Source organism: Streptomyces sp. NPDC048603, assembly GCF_043199475.1.
Lineage (GTDB): Bacteria > Actinomycetota > Actinomycetes > Streptomycetales > Streptomycetaceae > Streptomyces.
This window is the reverse complement of the sequence record NZ_JBICVY010000021.1, coordinates 39,467-57,774: the sequence shown is the minus strand read 5'-3', so window position 1 is coordinate 57,774 and position 18,308 is coordinate 39,467. Positions and strand designations below refer to the sequence as shown.

Sequence of the window (18,308 nt, the reverse complement as noted above, 5' to 3'; positions counted from 1 at the left end):
GGCGGTTCCTCCTCGTGTCCGTGCGCCGGTGTCCCAGTGTGTCCCGTCGCCGTGCCCTTGCCCGCGCCACCCAAAGCGTTACCGATGGTAACTCCGGTGGCCCGGGGAGATCCGCCACCCGAACGGTAGAGTGCGGATCCGCCCCCCGTCCGGCCGGACCGTCCCCGAGGAACCGCGCAGTGAGCTCCGCACCACCCCCCATACCCGAGACGGACGAGACGGTTCCGACGACCGAGACGGTGGAGACGGCCGTGTCGGCCGTGTCGGCTGTGACGGTCGTCGGCATCGGAGCGGACGGCTGGGCCGGGCTGACCGCCGCCGCCCGCGACGCGCTGACCGGAGCCGAGGTCCTGATCGGCGGAGCCCGCCAGCTGGTGATGGCACCGACGAGGGCGTGCCCCGGCGAACGGGTGTCCTGGCCGAGTCCGCTGCGTCCCGCCGTGCCGAGGCTGCTGGCGCAGTACGCCGGCCGCCGGATCGTGGTCCTGGCCAGCGGCGACCCCATGTTCTACGGCATCGGCCGCGCCCTCTCCGAGGAGATCGGCCCGGACCGCCTGCGGATCCTGCCCCACCCGTCCTCCGTGTCGTACGCCTGCGCCCGGCTGGGCTGGCCCGTGGAGGACACCGAGGTGGTGACCGTGGTCGGCCGCCCCCTGGCCCGGCTGGCGGCCGCGCTGCACCAGGGGCGGCGGGTGCTGGTGCTGAGCGCGGGCTCCGGCTCCCCCGGCGAGATCGCCGCTCTGCTCCGTGAGCGGGGCTTCGGGCCGAGCCGGATGCGGGTCCTGGAACAGCTGGGCTCCGAGGACGAAGCCGCGTACGAGGGCACCGCCGACGCCTGGCCGCACCCGCCCGGCGACCCGCTGAACGTCGTCGCCGTGGACTGCCGCCGCGCCCCCGGCGCACTGCGGCTCGGCGCCACGCCCGGCCTGCCGGACGGCGCGTACGAGCACGACGGCCAGCTGACCAAGCGCCACGTACGGGCCGCGACCCTGTGCGCGCTGGCGCCCGCGCCCGGCGAACTGCTCTGGGACGTCGGCGGCGGCTCCGGCTCCATCGGCATCGAGTGGATGCGCACCCACCCGTCCTGCCGGGCCGTCTCCGTGGAACGCTCCCCCGAGCGGGCGGCCCGGATCACCCGGAACGCAGCCGCCCTCGGTGTTCCCGGCCTGCGCGTGGTCACCGGCGCGGCCCCCGAGGCGCTCGCCGGACTCCCCGCTCCCGACGCGGTGTTCATCGGCGGCGGGCTGACCGCGCCCGGACTGCTGGACGCCGTGTGGGCGGCCCTGCCGGCCGGCGGCCGGCTGGTGGCCAACACGGTCACCCTCGAATCGGAGGCCCTGCTCGCACGCTGGTACCGCGAACACGGCGGTGAGCTGGTGAAGCTCGCCGTCTCGCACGCGACGGCGGTCGGGGGCTTCACCGGCTGGCGGCAGGCGATGCCGGTCACCCAGTGGTCCGTCACCAAGGGCGCGGCGGGCGGCGAGGACGCCCCCGTCACCACCGCCCAGGTCACCAAGGAAGGCGTCTGACGACATGACCGTGTACTTCATCGGAGCCGGCCCGGGCGCCGCCGACCTGATCACGGTGCGTGGCGCACGCAGGCTCGCCGCGAGCCCGGTCTGCCTGTACGCGGGCAGCCTGGTACCGCGCGAGCTGCTGGCCGAGTGCCCGGAGGACGCGCGCCTGGTGGACACCTCGCAGCTGAACCTCGACCAGATCATCGCCGAGATGACGGCCGCGCACGAGGCCGGACAGGACGTGGCCCGGCTGCACTCCGGCGACCCGTCGGTGTTCAGCGCGGTCGCGGAGCAGATGCGACGGCTCGACGCGGCCGGGATCCCGTACGAAGTGGTGCCGGGTGTACCGGCGTTCGCGGCGGCGGCCGCCGCGCTCAAGCGCGAGCTGACGGTTCCGACGGTCGGCCAGACCGTCATCCTCACCCGCATCGCCCAGCAGGCCACGCCCATGCCGGAGGGCGAGGACCTGGCCACCCTGGGCCGCAGCGGCGCACTGCTGGTGCTGCACCTGGCGACCCGGTACGCGGAGCGGGTGGTCGAGGAACTGCTGCCGCACTACGGGGCGGACTGCCCGGCAGCGGTGGTGGCGATGGCGTCACGCCCGGACGAGCTGATCCTGCGCGGCACGCTGGCCGACATCGCCGGTCAGGTGAAGGCGGCCGGGCTGGTGCGGACGGCGGTCATCATCGTGGGCCGCACGCTGGGCGCGGAACAGTTCCGCGACAGCCACCTGTACTCGCCGGAGCGCGATCGGCATGTCTGCTGACCCCACCGGCTCCGGCGGACGGCCGCACGTCCTGATCCTGGGCGGAACGACCGAAGCCCGGCGGCTGGCGGAGGCCCTGGCCGGCGACGAACCGGCCGGGGCGGGGGGCGAGGGAATCTCCCACGCCCTGCACGACTCCCGTGATTCCTTCCGGGTCCGGGTCACTACCTCGCTGGCGGGACGGGTGGTGAACCCGGTGCTGCCTCCGGGCGAAACCCGCATCGGCGGCTTCGGCGGCCCTGAGGGCCTCGCCGCCTGGGTGCGCGAACACGGCGTGACCCACCTGATCGACGCCACCCACCCGTTCGCGGAGCGGATGAGCTTCAACTCCGCCGAGGCGGCCCGCGCTGTCGGCGTTCCGCTGCTGGCGCTGCGCCGCCCGGCCTGGGAGCCCGTATCCGGCGACGTGTGGCACCGGGTACCCGATCTCGGGGCGGCGGCGAAGGTGCTGCCGGACCTGGGCACCCGGGCGTTCCTGACGACCGGGCGGATGGGGCTGGCCGCCTTCGCCCACCTGGACCGGACGTGGTTCCTGGTGCGGTCGGTGGACGCACCGGAAGCACCGATGCCGAGGCACACGGAAGTCCTTCTGGCCCGGGGGCCGTTCGGGCTGGCGGACGAACGCGAACTGCTCCGCGCCCACCGCATCGACGTCCTGGTCACCAAGGACAGCGGCGGCTCGGCCACCGCCCCCAAACTGACCGCCGCCAGGGAGGCTGGCGTTCCGGTCCTCGTGGTCGACCGTCCGCCGGTGCCGGACGGCGTACCGGAGGCTCCGTCGGTGGTGGAGGCGATCAACTGGCTTGCCGGAGCGCTGTCATAGGCCCGGGCTAGATTCGGCCGCATGAGCACCACGACCCTGATGATCCACGGCGGTTCCGCCGATCCCCACGCCCCGGTCACCCGGATCGGAGGGCTGCCGCTGGCACCCGCCGGGACCGAGTGGCCGATGTGCACGACCTGCTCCGGACCGCTGCGATTCATAGCCCAGCTGGTCCTCGGTGAAGGACACGGGGTGATGTCCGTCTTCATGTGCGGCAACGACCCCGGCGGCTGCCAGGAATGGAGCGCCACGTCCGGCGGCAACCGAGCCTTCCTCTTCCCCGCCGAGGGGCTCGTCCCGCTGCCGCTGCCCGCCGACGACAGCGCGGGCGCGGACTCGGACTCGGACTCGGACTCGGACGCAGATGAAGACGAGGACGAAGACGACGAGGACTACCTGGAACTGGGCGCTGTTCGGACCGTCGAACTGGTGGAGGCGGCCGGCGCGGACTACCGGGAGGCGTACCTGGCCTGGTCGGCGCAGACCGGCCGGTCCACGTCCGAAGTGCTCGGACAGCTCGGCGGCACTCCCGGCTGGCTCCAGTACGAGCAAGTCCCCGACTGCCCCGCCTGCACCCGACCCATGGCCTTCGCCGCCCAGCTCAAGGAGGGTCCCGACCCCCTGACCGCGCCCAATTTCGGCTCCGGTCAGGCATACGCGTTCGCCTGCGAGCCCTGCAGTGAGGCTGCCTTCCTCTGGCAGTGCTGAGCGGCCGGGCGGGGGCGCGGTGCGCCAGACACTCCTGGGCGGAATCAGGAGGTGCCCGGGGGCTGCCCGTCAGTCCCAGTGTCATTCCGTGCCGGCCGCCGGCGTCAAGGGCGCTCCTTCGTCGCGTCGCTTCGCGATGGCCCGTTGGGCCACCCTTGACACCGACGTCCGACACGAAACGACAAGGACTGTCGGGCGGCCCCCGGGGGATGGCATGGAGGGACCGAGGCCGCCCTGGCCGTGGCGTTGGCGGGCACGGGCGGCGGCTGCCGCTCGGCCAGCCGCCCGCAAGCGGGCGGAAGCAGGATCCCAGCCGACGGGATCACTGCAATCCAGGCCGCCCCAGGCGCATCAGATCGCTACGCGCTCCCGCCGTCTCAGCGAATACGGGCCGCCGGGGGCCGGACATAGACCGCCCACGATCGCTACGCACCGGCTGCCGGTATGGCGGCCAACGGATGCATGGGGCCACGATCGCTACATGGTCCTGAGCTCTCCGCCGGTGCAGTTGCTCAGGGCGAGGTCATCACGTGAGGGGGAAATGGGGGTCTTCCCAGCGCGCAGCACCGGTCAGGCTGAGCAGCCTCACGCAGTGGAGGACATCCTCCGGGGCACCGGAGGCCCGCAAGCGGTCCTGGCCGTTCAGGGTCAGCCAGGTTGTGAGCTCGGCGGCCGCTTCTTCGTTGTCGAGTTTCCAGGCAAACCACGGAAGCACGCCCGTCAGCAGGTCGTACGACCACGAGTCCACGGCATCCGCCAGACGCCGGTCCGCCACGGGGTGGGAAACGCCCTCCCAGACGGCGAGCCACGGGGCGAGCGCACCGGACGCCTCTGAGCAGACCACGAGCACCTCGTGCGCGGGCACGACCGCATCCGGTTCGGTGAGGGTGTCCATCCACCAGGCGTCCAGGAACTCACGCACGGCCGCGGCTTGGTTTGGAGGCCACTGCCACCACTCCCCGGAAAGGAACAGGCGGCCCGCCGTCACTCCATCCCAGCAGAGACCCTTCACGAGGGCTTGGGCGAACTGCGGCAAGATGCGTCGCAGCACGGCGTCGGGGTAGCACCAATCGGTCGCCTGCCACGTGCGAGTCAGAAGGTCGCGATCCAGCTCGACATCCGGGACCTTCAATTGGGCAAGCTCTTCCGGGCTGCCCCAATGACATTCGCAGTTGCTCTCATCGGGCCGCGCGGTCATTCCGCGGAAGGTCACCGCCACGCCTTCCAGAGCTGCCTGCAGTCTGGCGCGTGCGGGAATCCCGTCGTGATTCATATCGTGGTTGACTCCGTGGTACTCCGGGCGGCCTCAGCCATCCGAAGATCCGTACGATACAGGCTTCCTTCCGGCCTCCCGAGCCGACCCGACTGCTGACGTGCAACAGATGCGATCCGGCAGGAGCGCGTGGCACCGACGCCGTCCGCCCCATGCGGGCGTGTGGAGACCCAGGCGGCCTGGTGGCCGCCGTTCCGACGGAAGCGCGTAGCGATCGGTGGCGGCCTATGTCCGGCCCCCGGCGGCCTGTACTCGCCGTCCGGCGGGAGCGCGTAGCGATCGGCGGCGGCCTATGTCCGGGTCCCACCGGCCCGGATTCGCCATCGGGCAGGAGCGCGTAGCGATCTGATGCGCCTGGAGCGGCCTGGATTGCAGTGATCCCGTCGACTGTGACCCTGCTTCCGCCCGCTTGCGGGCGGCTGGCCGAGCGGCAGCCGCCGCCCGTGCCCGCCAACGCCACGGCCAAGGCGGCCTCGGTCCCCCCTGCCATCCCCCCGGGGGCCGCCCGACAGTCCTTGTCGTTTCGTGACGGACGCCGGTGTCAAGGGTGGCCCAACGGGCCATCGCGAAGCGACGCGACAACGTCGCGCCCTTGACACCGGCGTCCGTCACGGAATGACACTGGGACTGACGGGCAGCCCCCGGGCACCTCTCGCTCCCGCCCCGGCGGAGCCCCCGCACACCCCGGCCCCTGCGGGCGGGTGGCCATGCCTCCCCGGCACGAGTCAGCACACCGGAAATCCGCATGCACAATGCACCCGCCTCGGCCTAGCCTGCCTGGATGAGTACCCGCACCTTCCGGATCACCGTTCGCGGCTCGTTCGACGCGCTCACCACCGAACAGCGTGCCGAGCTGGTGGCCGAGGCCGCCGAGCACCACATCCTGACCGCCGAGTTCCGGCCGGAGGGACACCTCTCGTACGACCTCGCCACCGGGGACTTCTTCACCTTCCGGTTCCTGGACTCGGGCGAGGCCGAGGAAGACATCCTGGAGGCGTCCGCCCGCGCAGAACTCGCGGCCGAGGAGTGGCTGACCGAGCGCGGGTACGGCTACAAGCGCCTGAAGTCCCAGGCCCTGGACCTCTCCCAGGCACCGATGGGCAAGCGGCAGCGCCGCGAAGCCGCCCGCCGCGCTTCCTGACGGCCTGACCGCCGCTGATGTCCCGTCCGGACGGACGGACGGGACAGGACAGCAAGACAGCAAGACCGCCGGACAGCCGGACACCCGACTATTCGTCGGCCTGCCCGGCACCGGCCGTCACCCCTCCGGATAGCGCCGAGGCGTCCAGGCGATTCGGGTGCCGTCGCCCCGCTCCGTGACCTGGGTCTGCGAGGACCCGATCAGCAGGATCGTCCGCATGTCGACCTCGGACGGCTCCAGCGTGGCCAGTGTCAGCACCCGTACCGACTGCTCCGGGCCGCCGACGTCCCGGGCCACCACCACCGGGGTGTCCGCGCCGCGCAGTTCCGTCAGCAGGTCGCGGGCCTGTGCCACCTGCCAGGTCCGGCTGCGTGAGCCCGGGTTGTACAGGGCGAGGACCAGATCCGCGGCGGAGGCGGCGCGGAGGCGCTCCGCGATCACCTCCCACGGCTTGAGGCGGTCGGACAGCGAGATCGTCGCGTAGTCGTGGCCCAGCGGAGCTCCGGCCGCGGCGGCCGCCGCGTTCGCCGCCGTCACGCCCGGCAGGACCCGTACGGGCACGTCCTTGTACGTGTCCTGGCCCGCGACCTCCAGGACGGCCGTCGCCATGGCGAAGACGCCCGGGTCGCCGCCCGAGACCACAGCGACCCGCTTGCCGCGGCGCGCCAGGTCCAGGGCGAACTCGGCGCGCTCTGACTCGACCTTGTTGTCCGAGCCGTGCCGGACCTGACCGGGCCGGGCCGGGACCCGGTCCAGGTACGTGGTGTAGCCGATGAGGACCTCCGCGTCGGCCAGCGCCCGCTTGGTCTCCGGGGTCAGCCACAGCGGGCCGGCCGGGCCGGTGCCGACGACCGCCACCTCACCCGGCCCGCCGGGCTTGGCGCCCGGGTTCCCGATCCGGCTCGGTACGACGGCCACCGCGAAGTACGGCACCGACTCCGGGTCGGTGTCGGCCAGTTGCCCGGTCCGCTCGCCCGCCATGGTCGCGCGTTCGACGTAGCGCGCCTCCGACAGCCGGCCGGAGGCCTCCATCGCGCGTCGTACGGCCGGGAAGGTGCGGCCGAGCTTCATCACCACCGCCGAGTCGGTGGCGGCGAGCCGGGCCGTGAGCTCCTCCTCGGGCAGGGTGCCGGGCAGGATGGTCAGCACCTCCTCGCCCTCGACCAGCGGGGTCTGCAGCCGGGCCGCGGCGGCGCTCACCGAGGTGACGCCGGGGATCACCTCGGTCTCGTAGCGGTCGGCGAGCCGCTTGTGCATGTGCATGTACGAGCCGTAGAAGAGCGGGTCGCCCTCCGCGAGGACGGCGACCGTACGGCCCGCGTCGAGGTGCCCGGCGAGCCGGGCCGCGGACTCCTCGTAGAACTCCTCCATCGCCCCCTGGTATCCGCCGGGGTGATCGGTGGTCTCCGTGGTGACCGGGTAGACCAGCTGCTCCTCGACGTGGTCGGCGCGCAGGTGTGCCTGCGCGATGGAGCGGGCGATGGACCGGCCGTGGCGGGCGCTGTGGTAGGCCACCACGTCCGCCTCGGCGATCACCTGGACGGCCCGGAGGGTCATCAGGTTCGGGTCGCCGGGGCCGAGTCCCACTCCGTACAGTTTGCCCGTGCCGGTGCTGCCTGCCGTGCTCATTCTTCCTCGCTCGCTATCGCGTTGACCGCCGCGGCCGCGATGGCGCTGCCGCCCCGCCTACCGCGCACGATCAAGTGGTCCAGGCCGGAGGGGTGCTCGGCCAGGGCGTCCTTGGACTCGGCGGCACCGATGAACCCGACGGGGACACCGATGACGGCGGCCGGGCGCGGAGCGCCCTCCTCGATCATCTCCAGCAGCCGGAAGAGGGCGGTGGGGGCGTTGCCCACGGCCACCACGGAACCCTCCAGAAGGCCGCGGTCACGCCACCGTTCGAGGGCGGCGGCGCTGCGGGTCGTGCCCATCTTCCGGGCGAGCTCCGGCACCGAGGGGTCGGAGAGGGTGCACAGCACGTCGTTGTCGGCGGGCAGCCGCTTCCGGGTGACCCCGCTGGCGACCATCTGTACGTCGCACAGGATCGGCGCGCCGGCGTGCAGGGCCGCCCGGGCGCGCAGCACGACCTCGTCCGTGTAGCCCAGATCCCGGGGCAGGTCGGTCATCCCGCAGGCGTGGATCATGCGGACGGCGACCTGGGCCACCGAGGCGGGCAGCCCGGAGAGGTCCGCCTCGGCGCGGATCGTGGCAAAGGACTGGCGGTAGATCGCGGCGCCGTCCTTCTCGTACTCGAACACGGTGTAGTCGCTCATCTCTCTGCTGGGGTGTTCCGGGCGGTGGTGAGGGAGGCAGCCAGGTCGGGTCCGGACGGCACCGGCCTCCCGTGGACGGACAGTTCGTAGCCACGGCCGGTGGCGAGCGCGTCCACCCAGGCGGTTCCCCTGGGGTGGCCACAGCGCCGCGCACAGCCGGAGAAGTGGACCGGCAGCACGGGGAGCGTCGCCGGCAGCGGGGCGTGCCGCTGCGCTTCGGCGGCGATGGGTCGTGCGCCGGCCCGCGGTACGTCGGCCCGCGCGAGCGCGGACAGTGCGTCGGCGCGGACGTCCGCGAGGGACTTCGCGCAACCGGGCCGTCCGGCACAGGCCGTGACCCCCTCCGAGGGGTGGCCGGGCTCGGTGACCAGCCCGGCGGCGGCCAGCGCGGCGGCGGCCGCCGGGAGGGTACGGGCGGTCAGGCCGGTGAGGACGAAGCCGCGCCATGGGGTGGCGCGGAGCCGCCCGCCGCCGTCGCCTCCGCCGTCGCCGCCGCTCGCCTCGGCGAGGGCGCGGAGCTGGGTGGCCGTCAGGCGGCCGAGGGGAACGCCGACGGCCAGCGCCTCGCCGGCCGGGCCGGGGCGCGGCGGCTCTGCGGCCGGCCTGGTCGGGGCCGGGACGACGCGGGCCGCCGGGATGCCGTCGGCTCGCATCAGCGCTGCCAGCCGGTGGGCGTCGAGGGCGTGCTCCGGGGGCAGTTCACGGATCTGCCAGGCGCGGGTGCCGGCCACGCGAGCGGCGTCCAGGAAGGCGCGTGCCACGAGCAGGGCGGCTCGCGGGGCGTCGGCGTGGGCGACTTCCACGGCCTCGGCGGCATCACCGGCACGGACCAGGGCCCGGCCCGCGTCGGCGTCGGTGTCGGCGTCGGTGGCCTGGAGCAGGACGTCGGGGGCGAGCGCGGCGACGTCACCGCGGCCGTCGTCGCAGGCGAACAGGAAACGGCCGGACAGCGCGGCCGCCCAGTCGGCGGAGCAGAGCAACCGGTCGAGTTCGCGGACCCAGACCTCCGCGTCGGGTGGCCCGCCGGGGCCCGAGCCCGAGCCGGCCGCTGTGCCGGTCAGTGGTGACATGACGATGTTGCGCACCCGCTCGTGCGAGGGCGCGGGCAACAGCCCCGCGTCCGTGAGCAGTTGGCCGAGGTCGCCGCCGCATCCCGCACCCAGTCCGCGGAGCTGGACGTTGCCGCGCGAGGTCAGGTCGAGGTGGCCGTCGCCGAGCCGGTCGGCGGCGTCGGCGAGCGCGAGGGCCGCCGCGCCGGTGAGGAGGCCGCCGGGGATCCGGACGCGCGCGAGATGGCCGTCGTCCGCCGCGTGCAGGCGGAGTGCACCCGGGCAGGCGTCACCGCGGTCCCGTATGACGGGTTCGTCCCGGGGGGCGGCGGAGGGATGCGGTGGCATGGCGGCGAGCATACCCACCCGTACGCGGGCCCCACCCCTCCCCGCCCTGCCCCTGCCGGGGGCGGGCCACACGTCTCACCTGCGCATCACCGGCCCCCGCCACCCCGGCCTGACGCCACGGGCGATCACCGTTCGGCGATCACCGCCCTCGCGGCCACCCAACCACCAGGCCCGGCAGGCCGGCCGATCCAGGTCCTCCCCGCGCTCCGGGGACCGCCGCGGGCTCTCCCCCACCCACCGGACCGGATCCCGAGCAGACGCGCCCGCAACGGCTGCCGGGCGGCGGCCCGCGCGCTGCGCGGCGGCGAGAAGCGCGCGAGGCGAAGCGCACCCCGCCGGAGCGGGACGCCCTTGCCCCCCTCCCCGGTCACCCCGGCCGCGCGGCCGCGAGAACGCCGAGGTCCCGTGCGGGATCCGGTGCGGGATCCGGTGCGGGAAGGGCAAGCCCGCCGCACCGGCCCGGACCTCGGAGATCCGGCAGCCGCGGCCCGTGCGCCCCCCGAACAACCGCGCGCCGGGGGCGCAACCGCGACCGGGCAGGACCGACGCAACCCCCCTCACCAGCACCGCCCCGCGCCGCTTAGGATGCATCCGGCGGGTCGACTGGCCCGCCGTCGCCAGGACGGCGACATGGGAGGAAGCCCGGTGCGATTCCGGCGCGGTCCCGCCACTGTGAGCCAGGCCCCGGGCCGGGCAAGTCAGGAACTCCCGCCGTCCGCACTGCCCGGGGCGCGGAAACCCCGAGGAAGGCTGCCGTCGCATGATCCTGCTGCTGTCGACCTCCGACACCGATCTGCTGAGCGCCCGAGCGGCCAACGCCGCGAACGACGCCGGCGCCGCCAACGCCGCGGGCGACGCGAGCGCCGAGGGAGGACCCGGGCCGTACCGGTTCGCGAACCCCTCCCGGCTGCCCCTCGACGACCTGCCCGCGCTGCTCGACGGCGCCGACCTGGTCGTCGTACGCCTGCTCGGCGGTCTGCGGGCCTGGCAGGAGGGTCTGGACGTGCTGCTCGCCCCCGGGCAGACCCGGCCCGTGGTGGTCCTGACCGGCGAACAGGCCCCCGACGCACAGCTGATGGAGGCGTCCACCGTCCCGATCGGCATCGCAGCCGAGGCGCACGCCTACCTCGCGCACGGCGGCCCGGCCAACCTCACGCAGCTGGCCCGCTTCCTCTCCGACACCGTGCTGCTCACCGGCCACGGCTTCGAGCCCCCGGCAGCCGCCCCCACCTGGGGCCGGCTGGACCGCGACGACGCGCCCGCGAGCAGCGGGCCGACCATCGCCGTCCTCTACTACCGCGCCCACCAGATGAGCGGCAACACCGCCTTCGTGCACGCCCTGTGCGACGCGATCACCGAGGCCGGCGGGACGCCCGCGCCGCTGTACGTGTCCTCGCTGCGCAGCCCCGAGCCGGAGCTGCTGCGCGAACTCGGTGGCGCCGACGCCATCGTGACGACCGTCCTCGCGGCCGGCGGCACCCGGCCCGCCGACGCCTCGGCCGGCGGAGACGACGAGTCCTGGGACGCCGGTGCGCTCGCCGCGCTGGACGTGCCGATCCTGCAGGCGCTCTGCCTCACCGGTTCGCGCAGCGCCTGGGAGGAGAACGACGAGGGCCTGTCGCCGCTGGACGCCGCCAGCCAGGTCGCCGTGCCCGAGTTCGACGGCCGCCTGATCACGGTGCCGTTCTCCTTCAAGGAGATCGACTCCGACGGCCTCCCTGCGTACGTCGCCGACCCCGAGCGGGCCGCCCGCGTCGCCGGCATCGCCGTCCGCCACGCGCGCCTGCGGCACACCCCCAACGCCGAGAAGAAGATCGCGCTCGTGCTGTCGGCGTACCCGACCAAGCACTCCCGGATCGGCAACGCGGTCGGCCTGGACACCCCCGCCTCGGCGGTGGCGCTGCTGCGCCGGCTCATCGAGGAGGGCTACGACTTCGGCCCGGTCGAGGAGATCCCCGGGCTGGTCTCCGGCGACGGCGACGAGCTGATCCGGGCCCTGATCGAGGCCGGCGGCCACGACCAGGACTGGCTGACCGAGGAGCAGCTGGCGAGGAACCCGGTCCGGATCCCGGCCGCCGACTACAAGCGGTGGTACGGGCAGCTGCCGGACGGGCTCCGCGAGGAGGTCGAGGAGCACTGGGGTCCGGCGCCCGGCGAGATGTTCCTGGACCGGACGCACAACCCGGAGGGCGACATCGTCCTCGCGGGGCTGCGCCGCGGGAACCTGCTGATCCTCATCCAGCCGCCGCGCGGATTCGGCGAGAACCCGATCGCGATCTACCACGACCCGGACCTGCCCCCGTCGCACCACTACCTGGCCGCCTACCGCTGGATCCAGGCCGCGGCCGCGGACGGCGGTTTCGGCGCCGATGCGATGATCCACCTGGGCAAGCACGGCAACCTGGAGTGGCTGCCCGGCAAGAACGCCGGCCTGTCCGCGGCCTGCGCGCCCGACGCCGCGCTCGGTGACCTGCCGCTGGTCTACCCGTTCCTGGTCAACGACCCGGGCGAGGGCACCCAGGCCAAGCGCCGGGTGCACGCCACCCTGGTCGACCACCTGGTGCCGCCGATGGCCCGCGCCGACTCCTACGGGGACATCGCCCGCCTGGAGCAGCACCTGGACGAGTACGCCCAGATCTCCTCCATGGACCCGGCGAAGCTGCCCGCGATCCGCGCCCAGATCTGGACGCTGATCCAGGCCGCGAAGCTGGACCACGACCTGGGGCTGGCGGAGCGCCCGGACGACGACGGCTTCGACGACTTCCTGCTGCACGTCGACGGCTGGCTGTGCGAGGTCAAGGACGCCCAGATCCGCGACGGCCTGCACGTCCTCGGCGGGGCTCCGGCCGGCACCGACCGCGTCAACCTGGTCCTGGCCATCCTGCGGGCCCGGCAGATCTGGGGCGGTACGACGGCCCTGCCCGGGCTGCGCGAGGCGCTCGGCCTGGACGAGTCCAAGGCCACCCGTACCTCCGCCGACGAGGCGGAGGAGCAGGCCCGCGCCCTGGTCGAGGCGATGGAGGCGGCGGGCTGGGAGCCGGCAGCGGTGGCGGACGTGGCGTCCGGCCACGGGCAGCCGGTCCACGACATCCTGCGGTTCGCCGCCACCGAGGTGGTGCCGCGACTGGCGGCCACCACCGACGAGCTGGCGCACTCCGTGCACGCCCTGAACGGCGGCTTCGTCCCGGCCGGTCCGTCCGGTTCGCCGCTGCGCGGCCTGGTCAACGTGCTGCCGACGGGCCGCAACTTCTACTCCGTGGACCCCAAGGCGGTGCCCTCGCGCCTCGCCTGGGAGACCGGCCAGGCGCTGGCCGACTCCCTCCTGGAGCGCTACCGCACCGACAACGGAGAGTGGCCGGCGTCCGTCGGCCTGTCCCTGTGGGGCACCAGTGCGATGCGCACCGCCGGCGACGACGTCGCCGAGGCCCTCGCCCTGCTCGGCATCCGCCCGGTGTGGGATGAGGCCTCGCGCCGCGTCACCGGCCTGGAGCCGATCCCGCTCGACGAGCTGGGCCGCCCGCGCATCGACGTGACCCTGCGCATCTCGGGCTTCTTCCGGGACGCGTTCCCGCACGTGATCGGCCTGCTGGACGACGCGGTACGGCTGGCCGCCTCGCTGGACGAGCCGGCCGAGGCCAACTTCGTACGGGCGCACGCCCAGGCGGACCTGGCCGAGCACGGCGACGAACGGCGTGCGACCACGCGCATCTTCGGCTCCCGGCCGGGCACGTACGGCGCGGGCATCCTGCAGCTGATCGACAGCCGGGACTGGCGCACCGACGCCGACCTGGCCGAGGTGTACACGGTGTGGGGCGGTTACGCGTACGGCCGCGGTCTGGAAGGCCGTCCGGCGCGTGCCGAGATGGAGTCGGCGTACAAGCGGATCACGGTGGCCGCGAAGAACACCGACACCCGTGAGCACGACATCGCCGACTCGGACGACTACTTCCAGTACCACGGCGGCATGGTCGCGACCGTGCGCGCGCTGCGCGGCACCGCGCCCGAGGCGTACATCGGCGACTCGACGCGTCCGGAGACGGTCCGCACCCGCACGCTGGTGGAGGAGACCAGCCGGGTCTTCCGGGCCCGGGTGGTCAACCCGAAGTGGATCGAGGCGATGCGCCGCCACGGCTACAAGGGCGCTTTCGAGCTGGCCGCCACGGTCGACTACCTGTTCGGCTACGACGCCACGACGGGCGTGATCGCGGACTGGATGTACGACAAGCTGACCGAGACGTACGTACTGGACCCGGAGAACCAGGCCTTCCTGAAGGAGGCCAACCCCTGGGCCCTGCACGGCATCGCGGAGCGGCTGCTGGAGGCGGAGTCGCGGGGACTGTGGGAGAAGCCGGACCCGCAGGTCCTGGAGGCGCTGCGGCAGGTGTACCTGGACACGGAGGGCAACCTGGAGGGCGAGGCCGAGTAACGGACACCGGCCGCGGCCGACACCGCCCTGAGGGCTCCGGGCCGGGACGAACCCGGCCCGGGGCAGCCCGCCGGTCGGGGCCCGCGCACCGGTCGGGGCCCGCGCACCGGTAGGCGGGGCGCGGAGGGTCCGGCAGTGCCGGTCAGGGTCGCCGCGCGGCTCCCGCGCCGGCCCCGGCACCCGCCGCGGCACCCTCCGCAGTCGCGGCCGCGGTCAGCCGCGGATCGGAGAAGAACTCACCGGGCGTCGTCAGCCCCGCGTTCACCCGGATGAACCCGTCCATCGTGTCCTGGCTCTCCGCCGCCTTCGCCAGCACCCGCTGCATCTCGGGCGGCGGCGGCTCCAGGGTGGCCAGTCCGGCCGTGAACTCGTAGAGCTGCATCACCCGGGAGTCGCGGGCCTGCTGGTAGTCGCCCATGGCCTCCTCGAAGGGACGCCGTCCGCCGAACGTCTCGTCGAGCGCGCCGGCGCACAACTCGGCGTCCCGGAAGGCGTCCTGGATGCCCTGCGCGGTGATGTAGTCCCGCTCGTAGCCCGCGTCGCCGACCAGGGCCCAGCCCGGTCCGAAGGGCACCCGGAAGTAGTTGGGCACGGCGGTGCCGACGAGCCGGGCGGTGCGGGTGGCCCCGGCCACCCGCTCGGCGAAGGAGGGCACCAGGCCGATCGTGGCCATGTACCCGCCTTCCACGTCGGCGCGGTTGGCCTCGAACTCCCGCATCGGAAGCCCGCAGATCACCATCGTCCGGCCGTCGTTGGTCGGCCACGCGGCGAAGGCCCGGTTCCCCCGGATGTACGCCTCGAACCTGCCGTTCATCGGCAGGCCCTCCCAGTACGTGTAGTAGCTGACCTCCAGCTTGGGCTTCTCGGCGTAGGACCGGGCCCGTACCTCCCGGGCCACTTTCGAGTGGACCCCGTCCGCCCCGATGACGATCCGGGCGTGCTCCTCGACCGTGCGGCCGTCCCGGCCGTGGCCGCGGATTCCGGTGACCGTGTCGCCGTCGCGGGTCAGCCCCTCGACGGCGAACCGTTCCCGTACCTCGGCGCCCGCGCTGTCCGCCGCGTCGACGAGGATCTTGTCGAGCACGGTACGGCGCGGCGCGTACGACCCGGCGAACCCGGCGCCCGCGGGCGATCCGGAGAGGACCACCGGTCCCAGGTCGAAGGTGTAGTTCGTGATCTCCGGGCACCCGGTGGCCACGACCTGCTCCAGCAGGTCCCAGCGACGCAGCGCGGCGAGTCCCGGAGGGTGGATGAGGTGGGTGGAGAGGGTGTCGCTGGGGAACTCCGCCCGGTCGACGAGCAGGACCCGATGGCCCTGCCGGGCGAGCAGCATCGCCGTGGGCGACCCGGCGCACCGGGCCCCGACGACGATCGCGTCGTAGATCTTGGGTGTCTTGGCAGCCATGGCGTCACCTGCCCGGTGTGTTCCCTGCCCCTCCAGCCTGCCCCCACGAACACCCACCCGCCTCCGCTGCAGGCAGGCTCCCGCCCCGGTGTGGGCAGGCGTCCCGCCCCGGTGTGGGCAGGCGTCCCGCAGGGCGATGGGGGTCCCCCTGCTCGAGCGAAGCCGAGAGCTTGGGGGAGGGTGGGCACACCGGGACACCCCTGCCCAGCGGCCGCACTCCCGCCCGGCCACAGCCCCGCCCAGGACCCCGGCCGCAGCCCCGCCCAGGGGCCAAGGCGCACAGCGCGGCAAGCGACCCCGAGCCGTAGCGGAGCTACGGCGCGATCGGCAGCTGCCGCTTGTGCGCCGTCGCCCCGTACCGGCGGGCGATGATCCCGAAGGCCCGCTCGTCGACCGGCTTGCCCTCCAGGAAGTCGTCGATCTCGTCGTACGTGACGCCCAGCGCGTCCTCGTCGGCCTTGCCAGGGTCGAGGTTCTCCAGGTCGGCCGTCGGCGTCTTCCACACCAGCTCGGCGGGAGCGCCGAGGAGGTCCGCGACGGCGCGTACCCGGCGCTTGGTCAGGCCGGTCAGCGGAACCAGGTCGGCGGCGCCGTCGCCGAACTTGGTGAAGAAGCCGGACACCGCCTCGGCGGCGTGGTCGGTGCCGACGACGAGGCCGTCGTGCGCGCCGGCCACCGCGTACTGGGCGATCATGCGCTGGCGGGCCTTGACGTTGCCGTGCACGAAGTCCTGGTGGTGGGCGTCCCGGAAGACCACCCCGGCGGCGAGCGACGCCTCCAGCGCGGCGTCGGAGGCCGGCTTGATGTCCACGGTCAGCACGTGGTCGGCGCGGATGAAGCCGAGCGCGAGCTGGGCGTCCCGCTCGTCGGCCTGGACGCCGTACGGCAGTCGCATCGCGTGGAACTCGGCCTGGTGACCGGCGGCCCGGGCCCGCTCGACGGCGAGCTGGCAGAGCCGCCCGGCGGTGGTGGAGTCCACGCCTCCGCTGATGCCGAGGACCAGCGACCGCAGACCGGTCGAGACGAGCCGCTCGGTGAGGAAGGCCACCCGGCGCTCGATCTCCCGCTCGGCGTCGAAGGTCTCGGCGACCTCCAGCTCGCGGGCGATCTGCTGCTGCAGGGCGATGGACGCCGACTGGCTCACGGCTGCTCCTCGTGTGGTCGTTCCTGACGGGTGCGCACACACGTACGGCGTGCGCGCGTACGTGTCGCCCCACCCTACTGAGGTTTTTCCGCCCCGGGCGTCGCGCCCGGTCGGCTCAGAGGACCGAAGGGGGGACCGCCGGGGGACCGAAGGAGGACCGCCGGGGAACCGAAAGGGGACCGGCGGCCGCCGCCACGCAGCCGTCAGTCCCCCGCGCGCACCGGTCGGCGGAGCAGGTATCCGGCCGCGGCGCAGACCAGGACGGCCATGCAGGCGATGAACACCAGACCCGCGCCCTCCAGGCCGAGCGGGCCGACGAGCAGGCCCACGCCGATCACCGGCACCGAGATGCCCGCGTAGGCCACCACGAACAAGGTGGAGATCACCGCGGCCCGCTGGTCCTCCGGCGAAGCCTGCGCGACCGCGGCCAGCCCCGCGCGGAAGGCCAGACCCTGCCCGGCCCCGCCGACCAGGGCGCTCAGCACCACCAGCGCCAGCTGTTCCCGGTACAGCGCGCCCGCGAGCAGTGCCAGCCCGGCCAGCAGCCCGGCACAGCCCACCTGCAGCGAACGGGCCGTCCCCACCGGACCGACCGCGAGCTGTCCGGCGGTGGAGGCGAAGAAGGCCAGGGCGACCACCAGCCCGCTCACCGCGTGGTCCTCGACGTGCAGGGAATGGGCGAGGAAGGCCGGGCTGACCGAGGTGAACACCCCGAAGAGGGCGAAGCCGGCGAAGGAAGCGGTCGCGGCGGGCCCGAACACCGGGCGGACCGGTGCGGGCAGGGCGGGCCGCTGTGGCCGTACGGCGCTCGGCGGACGCCGGTCCCGTACGGTCTCCGGGAGCCGCCACAGCACGGCGGCCGAGCTCGCCACCAGCACCAGGTGCACGGCGAACGGCAGGGTCAGCGGCCCGGGGGCGTACTCCGCGAGCAGGCCGGCGAGCAGCGGACCGCAGCCCAGGCCGCCCATGGTGGCGGCGGTCGCCACGAAGGTGGCGCGGGAGCCGCCGCCGGGCGGTGCGAGCTCCATCACGTACGCGGTGGCGGCCCCGGTGAACAGCCCGGCGGACAGCCCCGAGAGCAGCCGCCCGGTGTAGAGCCAGCCGAGCCCGGAGGCGAGCAGGAAGCAGACGGCGCTGGCGGCCGCGCAGACCAGGCCGGCGAAGAGCACCGGGCGGCGGCCCACGACGTCCGAGGCGTTGCCCGCGAGCAGCAGCGCCCCGATCACCCCGAAGGCGTACACGGCGTAGACGACCGTGACGGTGAGCTCGGAGAAGCCGAATTCCTCCTGGTAGAGGGGGTAGAGCGGGGTCGGCAGCGTGGTTCCGGCCATGCACACCGCGAACACCGCGCCCGCGAGCAGGCACCGGCTCCAGCCGCGGCGATCACCGTTCATGGCGCTGACGCTTCCCGCGGGTCGAACATCCGTCACGCACC

General features: G+C 73.9%; 13 protein-coding genes and 1 riboswitch. Of the genes, 6 read left to right on the top strand and 7 right to left on the bottom strand.

The genetic code is table 11. The features are described from left to right. The first annotated feature begins 269 nt into the window (after positions 1 to 269). The 4 genes from cbiE to ACGFQ9_RS35815 are packed head-to-tail and all read left to right on the top strand — an operon-like array spanning position 270 to position 3,814. On the top strand, positions 270 to 1,529 hold the full coding sequence (gene cbiE / locus ACGFQ9_RS35830) for a precorrin-6y C5,15-methyltransferase (decarboxylating) subunit CbiE (protein WP_393579876.1): 1,260 nt from the start codon (positions 270 to 272) through the stop codon (positions 1,527 to 1,529). A gap of 4 nt (positions 1,530 to 1,533) precedes the next feature. Continuing rightward, positions 1,534 to 2,283 carry a precorrin-4 C(11)-methyltransferase gene (cobM, locus tag ACGFQ9_RS35825; RefSeq protein ID WP_393579823.1) on the top strand — a complete coding sequence of 250 codons (750 nt, stop codon included), beginning with the start codon at positions 1,534 to 1,536 and terminating at the stop codon, positions 2,281 to 2,283. Then, positions 2,273 to 3,106, top strand: a complete 834-nt coding sequence (locus ACGFQ9_RS35820; protein WP_393579821.1) for a cobalt-precorrin-6A reductase — start codon at positions 2,273 to 2,275, stop codon at positions 3,104 to 3,106. The genes cobM and ACGFQ9_RS35820 overlap by 11 nt, the downstream gene beginning before the upstream one ends. 21 nt (positions 3,107 to 3,127) lie before the next feature. Beyond that, complete coding sequence (locus ACGFQ9_RS35815) at positions 3,128 to 3,814, top strand: hypothetical protein (protein WP_393579820.1); 687 nt, start codon at positions 3,128 to 3,130, stop codon at positions 3,812 to 3,814. Between the two features lie 526 nt (positions 3,815 to 4,340). Here the strand turns inward: ACGFQ9_RS35815 and ACGFQ9_RS35810 are convergent. Then, the gene (locus ACGFQ9_RS35810) at positions 4,341 to 5,087 is read right to left on the bottom strand and encodes a hypothetical protein (protein WP_393579819.1); all 747 of its coding nucleotides are present in this window, start codon (positions 5,085 to 5,087) and stop codon (positions 4,341 to 4,343) included. Between the two features lie 781 nt (positions 5,088 to 5,868). Between ACGFQ9_RS35810 and ACGFQ9_RS35805 the strand changes: the two genes are divergently transcribed. Further along, on the top strand, positions 5,869 to 6,228 hold the full coding sequence (locus ACGFQ9_RS35805; RefSeq protein WP_393579817.1) for a DUF6204 family protein: 360 nt from the start codon (positions 5,869 to 5,871) through the stop codon (positions 6,226 to 6,228). A 117-nt stretch (positions 6,229 to 6,345) separates the two neighbouring features. Here the strand turns inward: ACGFQ9_RS35805 and ACGFQ9_RS35800 are convergent, their stop codons facing one another. From ACGFQ9_RS35800 to ACGFQ9_RS35790, 3 genes are read right to left on the bottom strand one after another with little or no spacing between them, the layout of a single operon-like run. Beyond that, positions 6,346 to 7,857, bottom strand: a complete 1,512-nt coding sequence (locus ACGFQ9_RS35800; protein WP_393579815.1) for a precorrin-2 C(20)-methyltransferase — start codon at positions 7,855 to 7,857, stop codon at positions 6,346 to 6,348. Continuing rightward, positions 7,854 to 8,501 (bottom strand): precorrin-8X methylmutase, encoded by a 648-nt coding sequence (locus ACGFQ9_RS35795; protein WP_393579813.1) that lies wholly within the window; start codon positions 8,499 to 8,501, stop codon positions 7,854 to 7,856. The genes ACGFQ9_RS35800 and ACGFQ9_RS35795 overlap by 4 nt, the downstream gene beginning before the upstream one ends. Further along, positions 8,498 to 9,898, bottom strand: coding sequence for a cobalamin biosynthesis protein CobG (locus tag ACGFQ9_RS35790; protein ID WP_393579812.1), 1,401 nt, complete (start codon positions 9,896 to 9,898; stop codon positions 8,498 to 8,500). Before ACGFQ9_RS35790 ends, ACGFQ9_RS35795 begins: the two co-directional genes overlap by 4 nt. A gap of 634 nt (positions 9,899 to 10,532) precedes the next feature. Then, positions 10,533 to 10,606: riboswitch (cobalamin riboswitch) on the top strand. A 52-nt stretch (positions 10,607 to 10,658) separates the two neighbouring features. Here ACGFQ9_RS35790 and cobN point away from each other — a divergent pair. Continuing rightward, positions 10,659 to 14,324, top strand: coding sequence for a cobaltochelatase subunit CobN (gene cobN / locus ACGFQ9_RS35785; protein WP_393579810.1), 3,666 nt, complete (start codon positions 10,659 to 10,661; stop codon positions 14,322 to 14,324). A gap of 142 nt (positions 14,325 to 14,466) precedes the next feature. Here cobN and ACGFQ9_RS35780 read toward each other — a convergent pair whose 3' ends face one another. From ACGFQ9_RS35780 to ACGFQ9_RS35770, 3 genes are all read right to left on the bottom strand, one after another. Further along, positions 14,467 to 15,729, bottom strand: coding sequence for an NAD(P)/FAD-dependent oxidoreductase (locus ACGFQ9_RS35780; protein WP_393579808.1), 1,263 nt, complete (start codon positions 15,727 to 15,729; stop codon positions 14,467 to 14,469). A gap of 313 nt (positions 15,730 to 16,042) precedes the next feature. Beyond that, complete coding sequence (gene nadE / locus ACGFQ9_RS35775) at positions 16,043 to 16,873, bottom strand: ammonia-dependent NAD(+) synthetase (RefSeq protein ID WP_393579807.1); 831 nt, start codon at positions 16,871 to 16,873, stop codon at positions 16,043 to 16,045. Between the two features lie 203 nt (positions 16,874 to 17,076). Beyond that, on the bottom strand, positions 17,077 to 18,267 hold the full coding sequence (locus ACGFQ9_RS35770; protein ID WP_393579805.1) for an MFS transporter: 1,191 nt from the start codon (positions 18,265 to 18,267) through the stop codon (positions 17,077 to 17,079). Between the last annotated feature and the right edge of the window lie 41 nt (positions 18,268 to 18,308).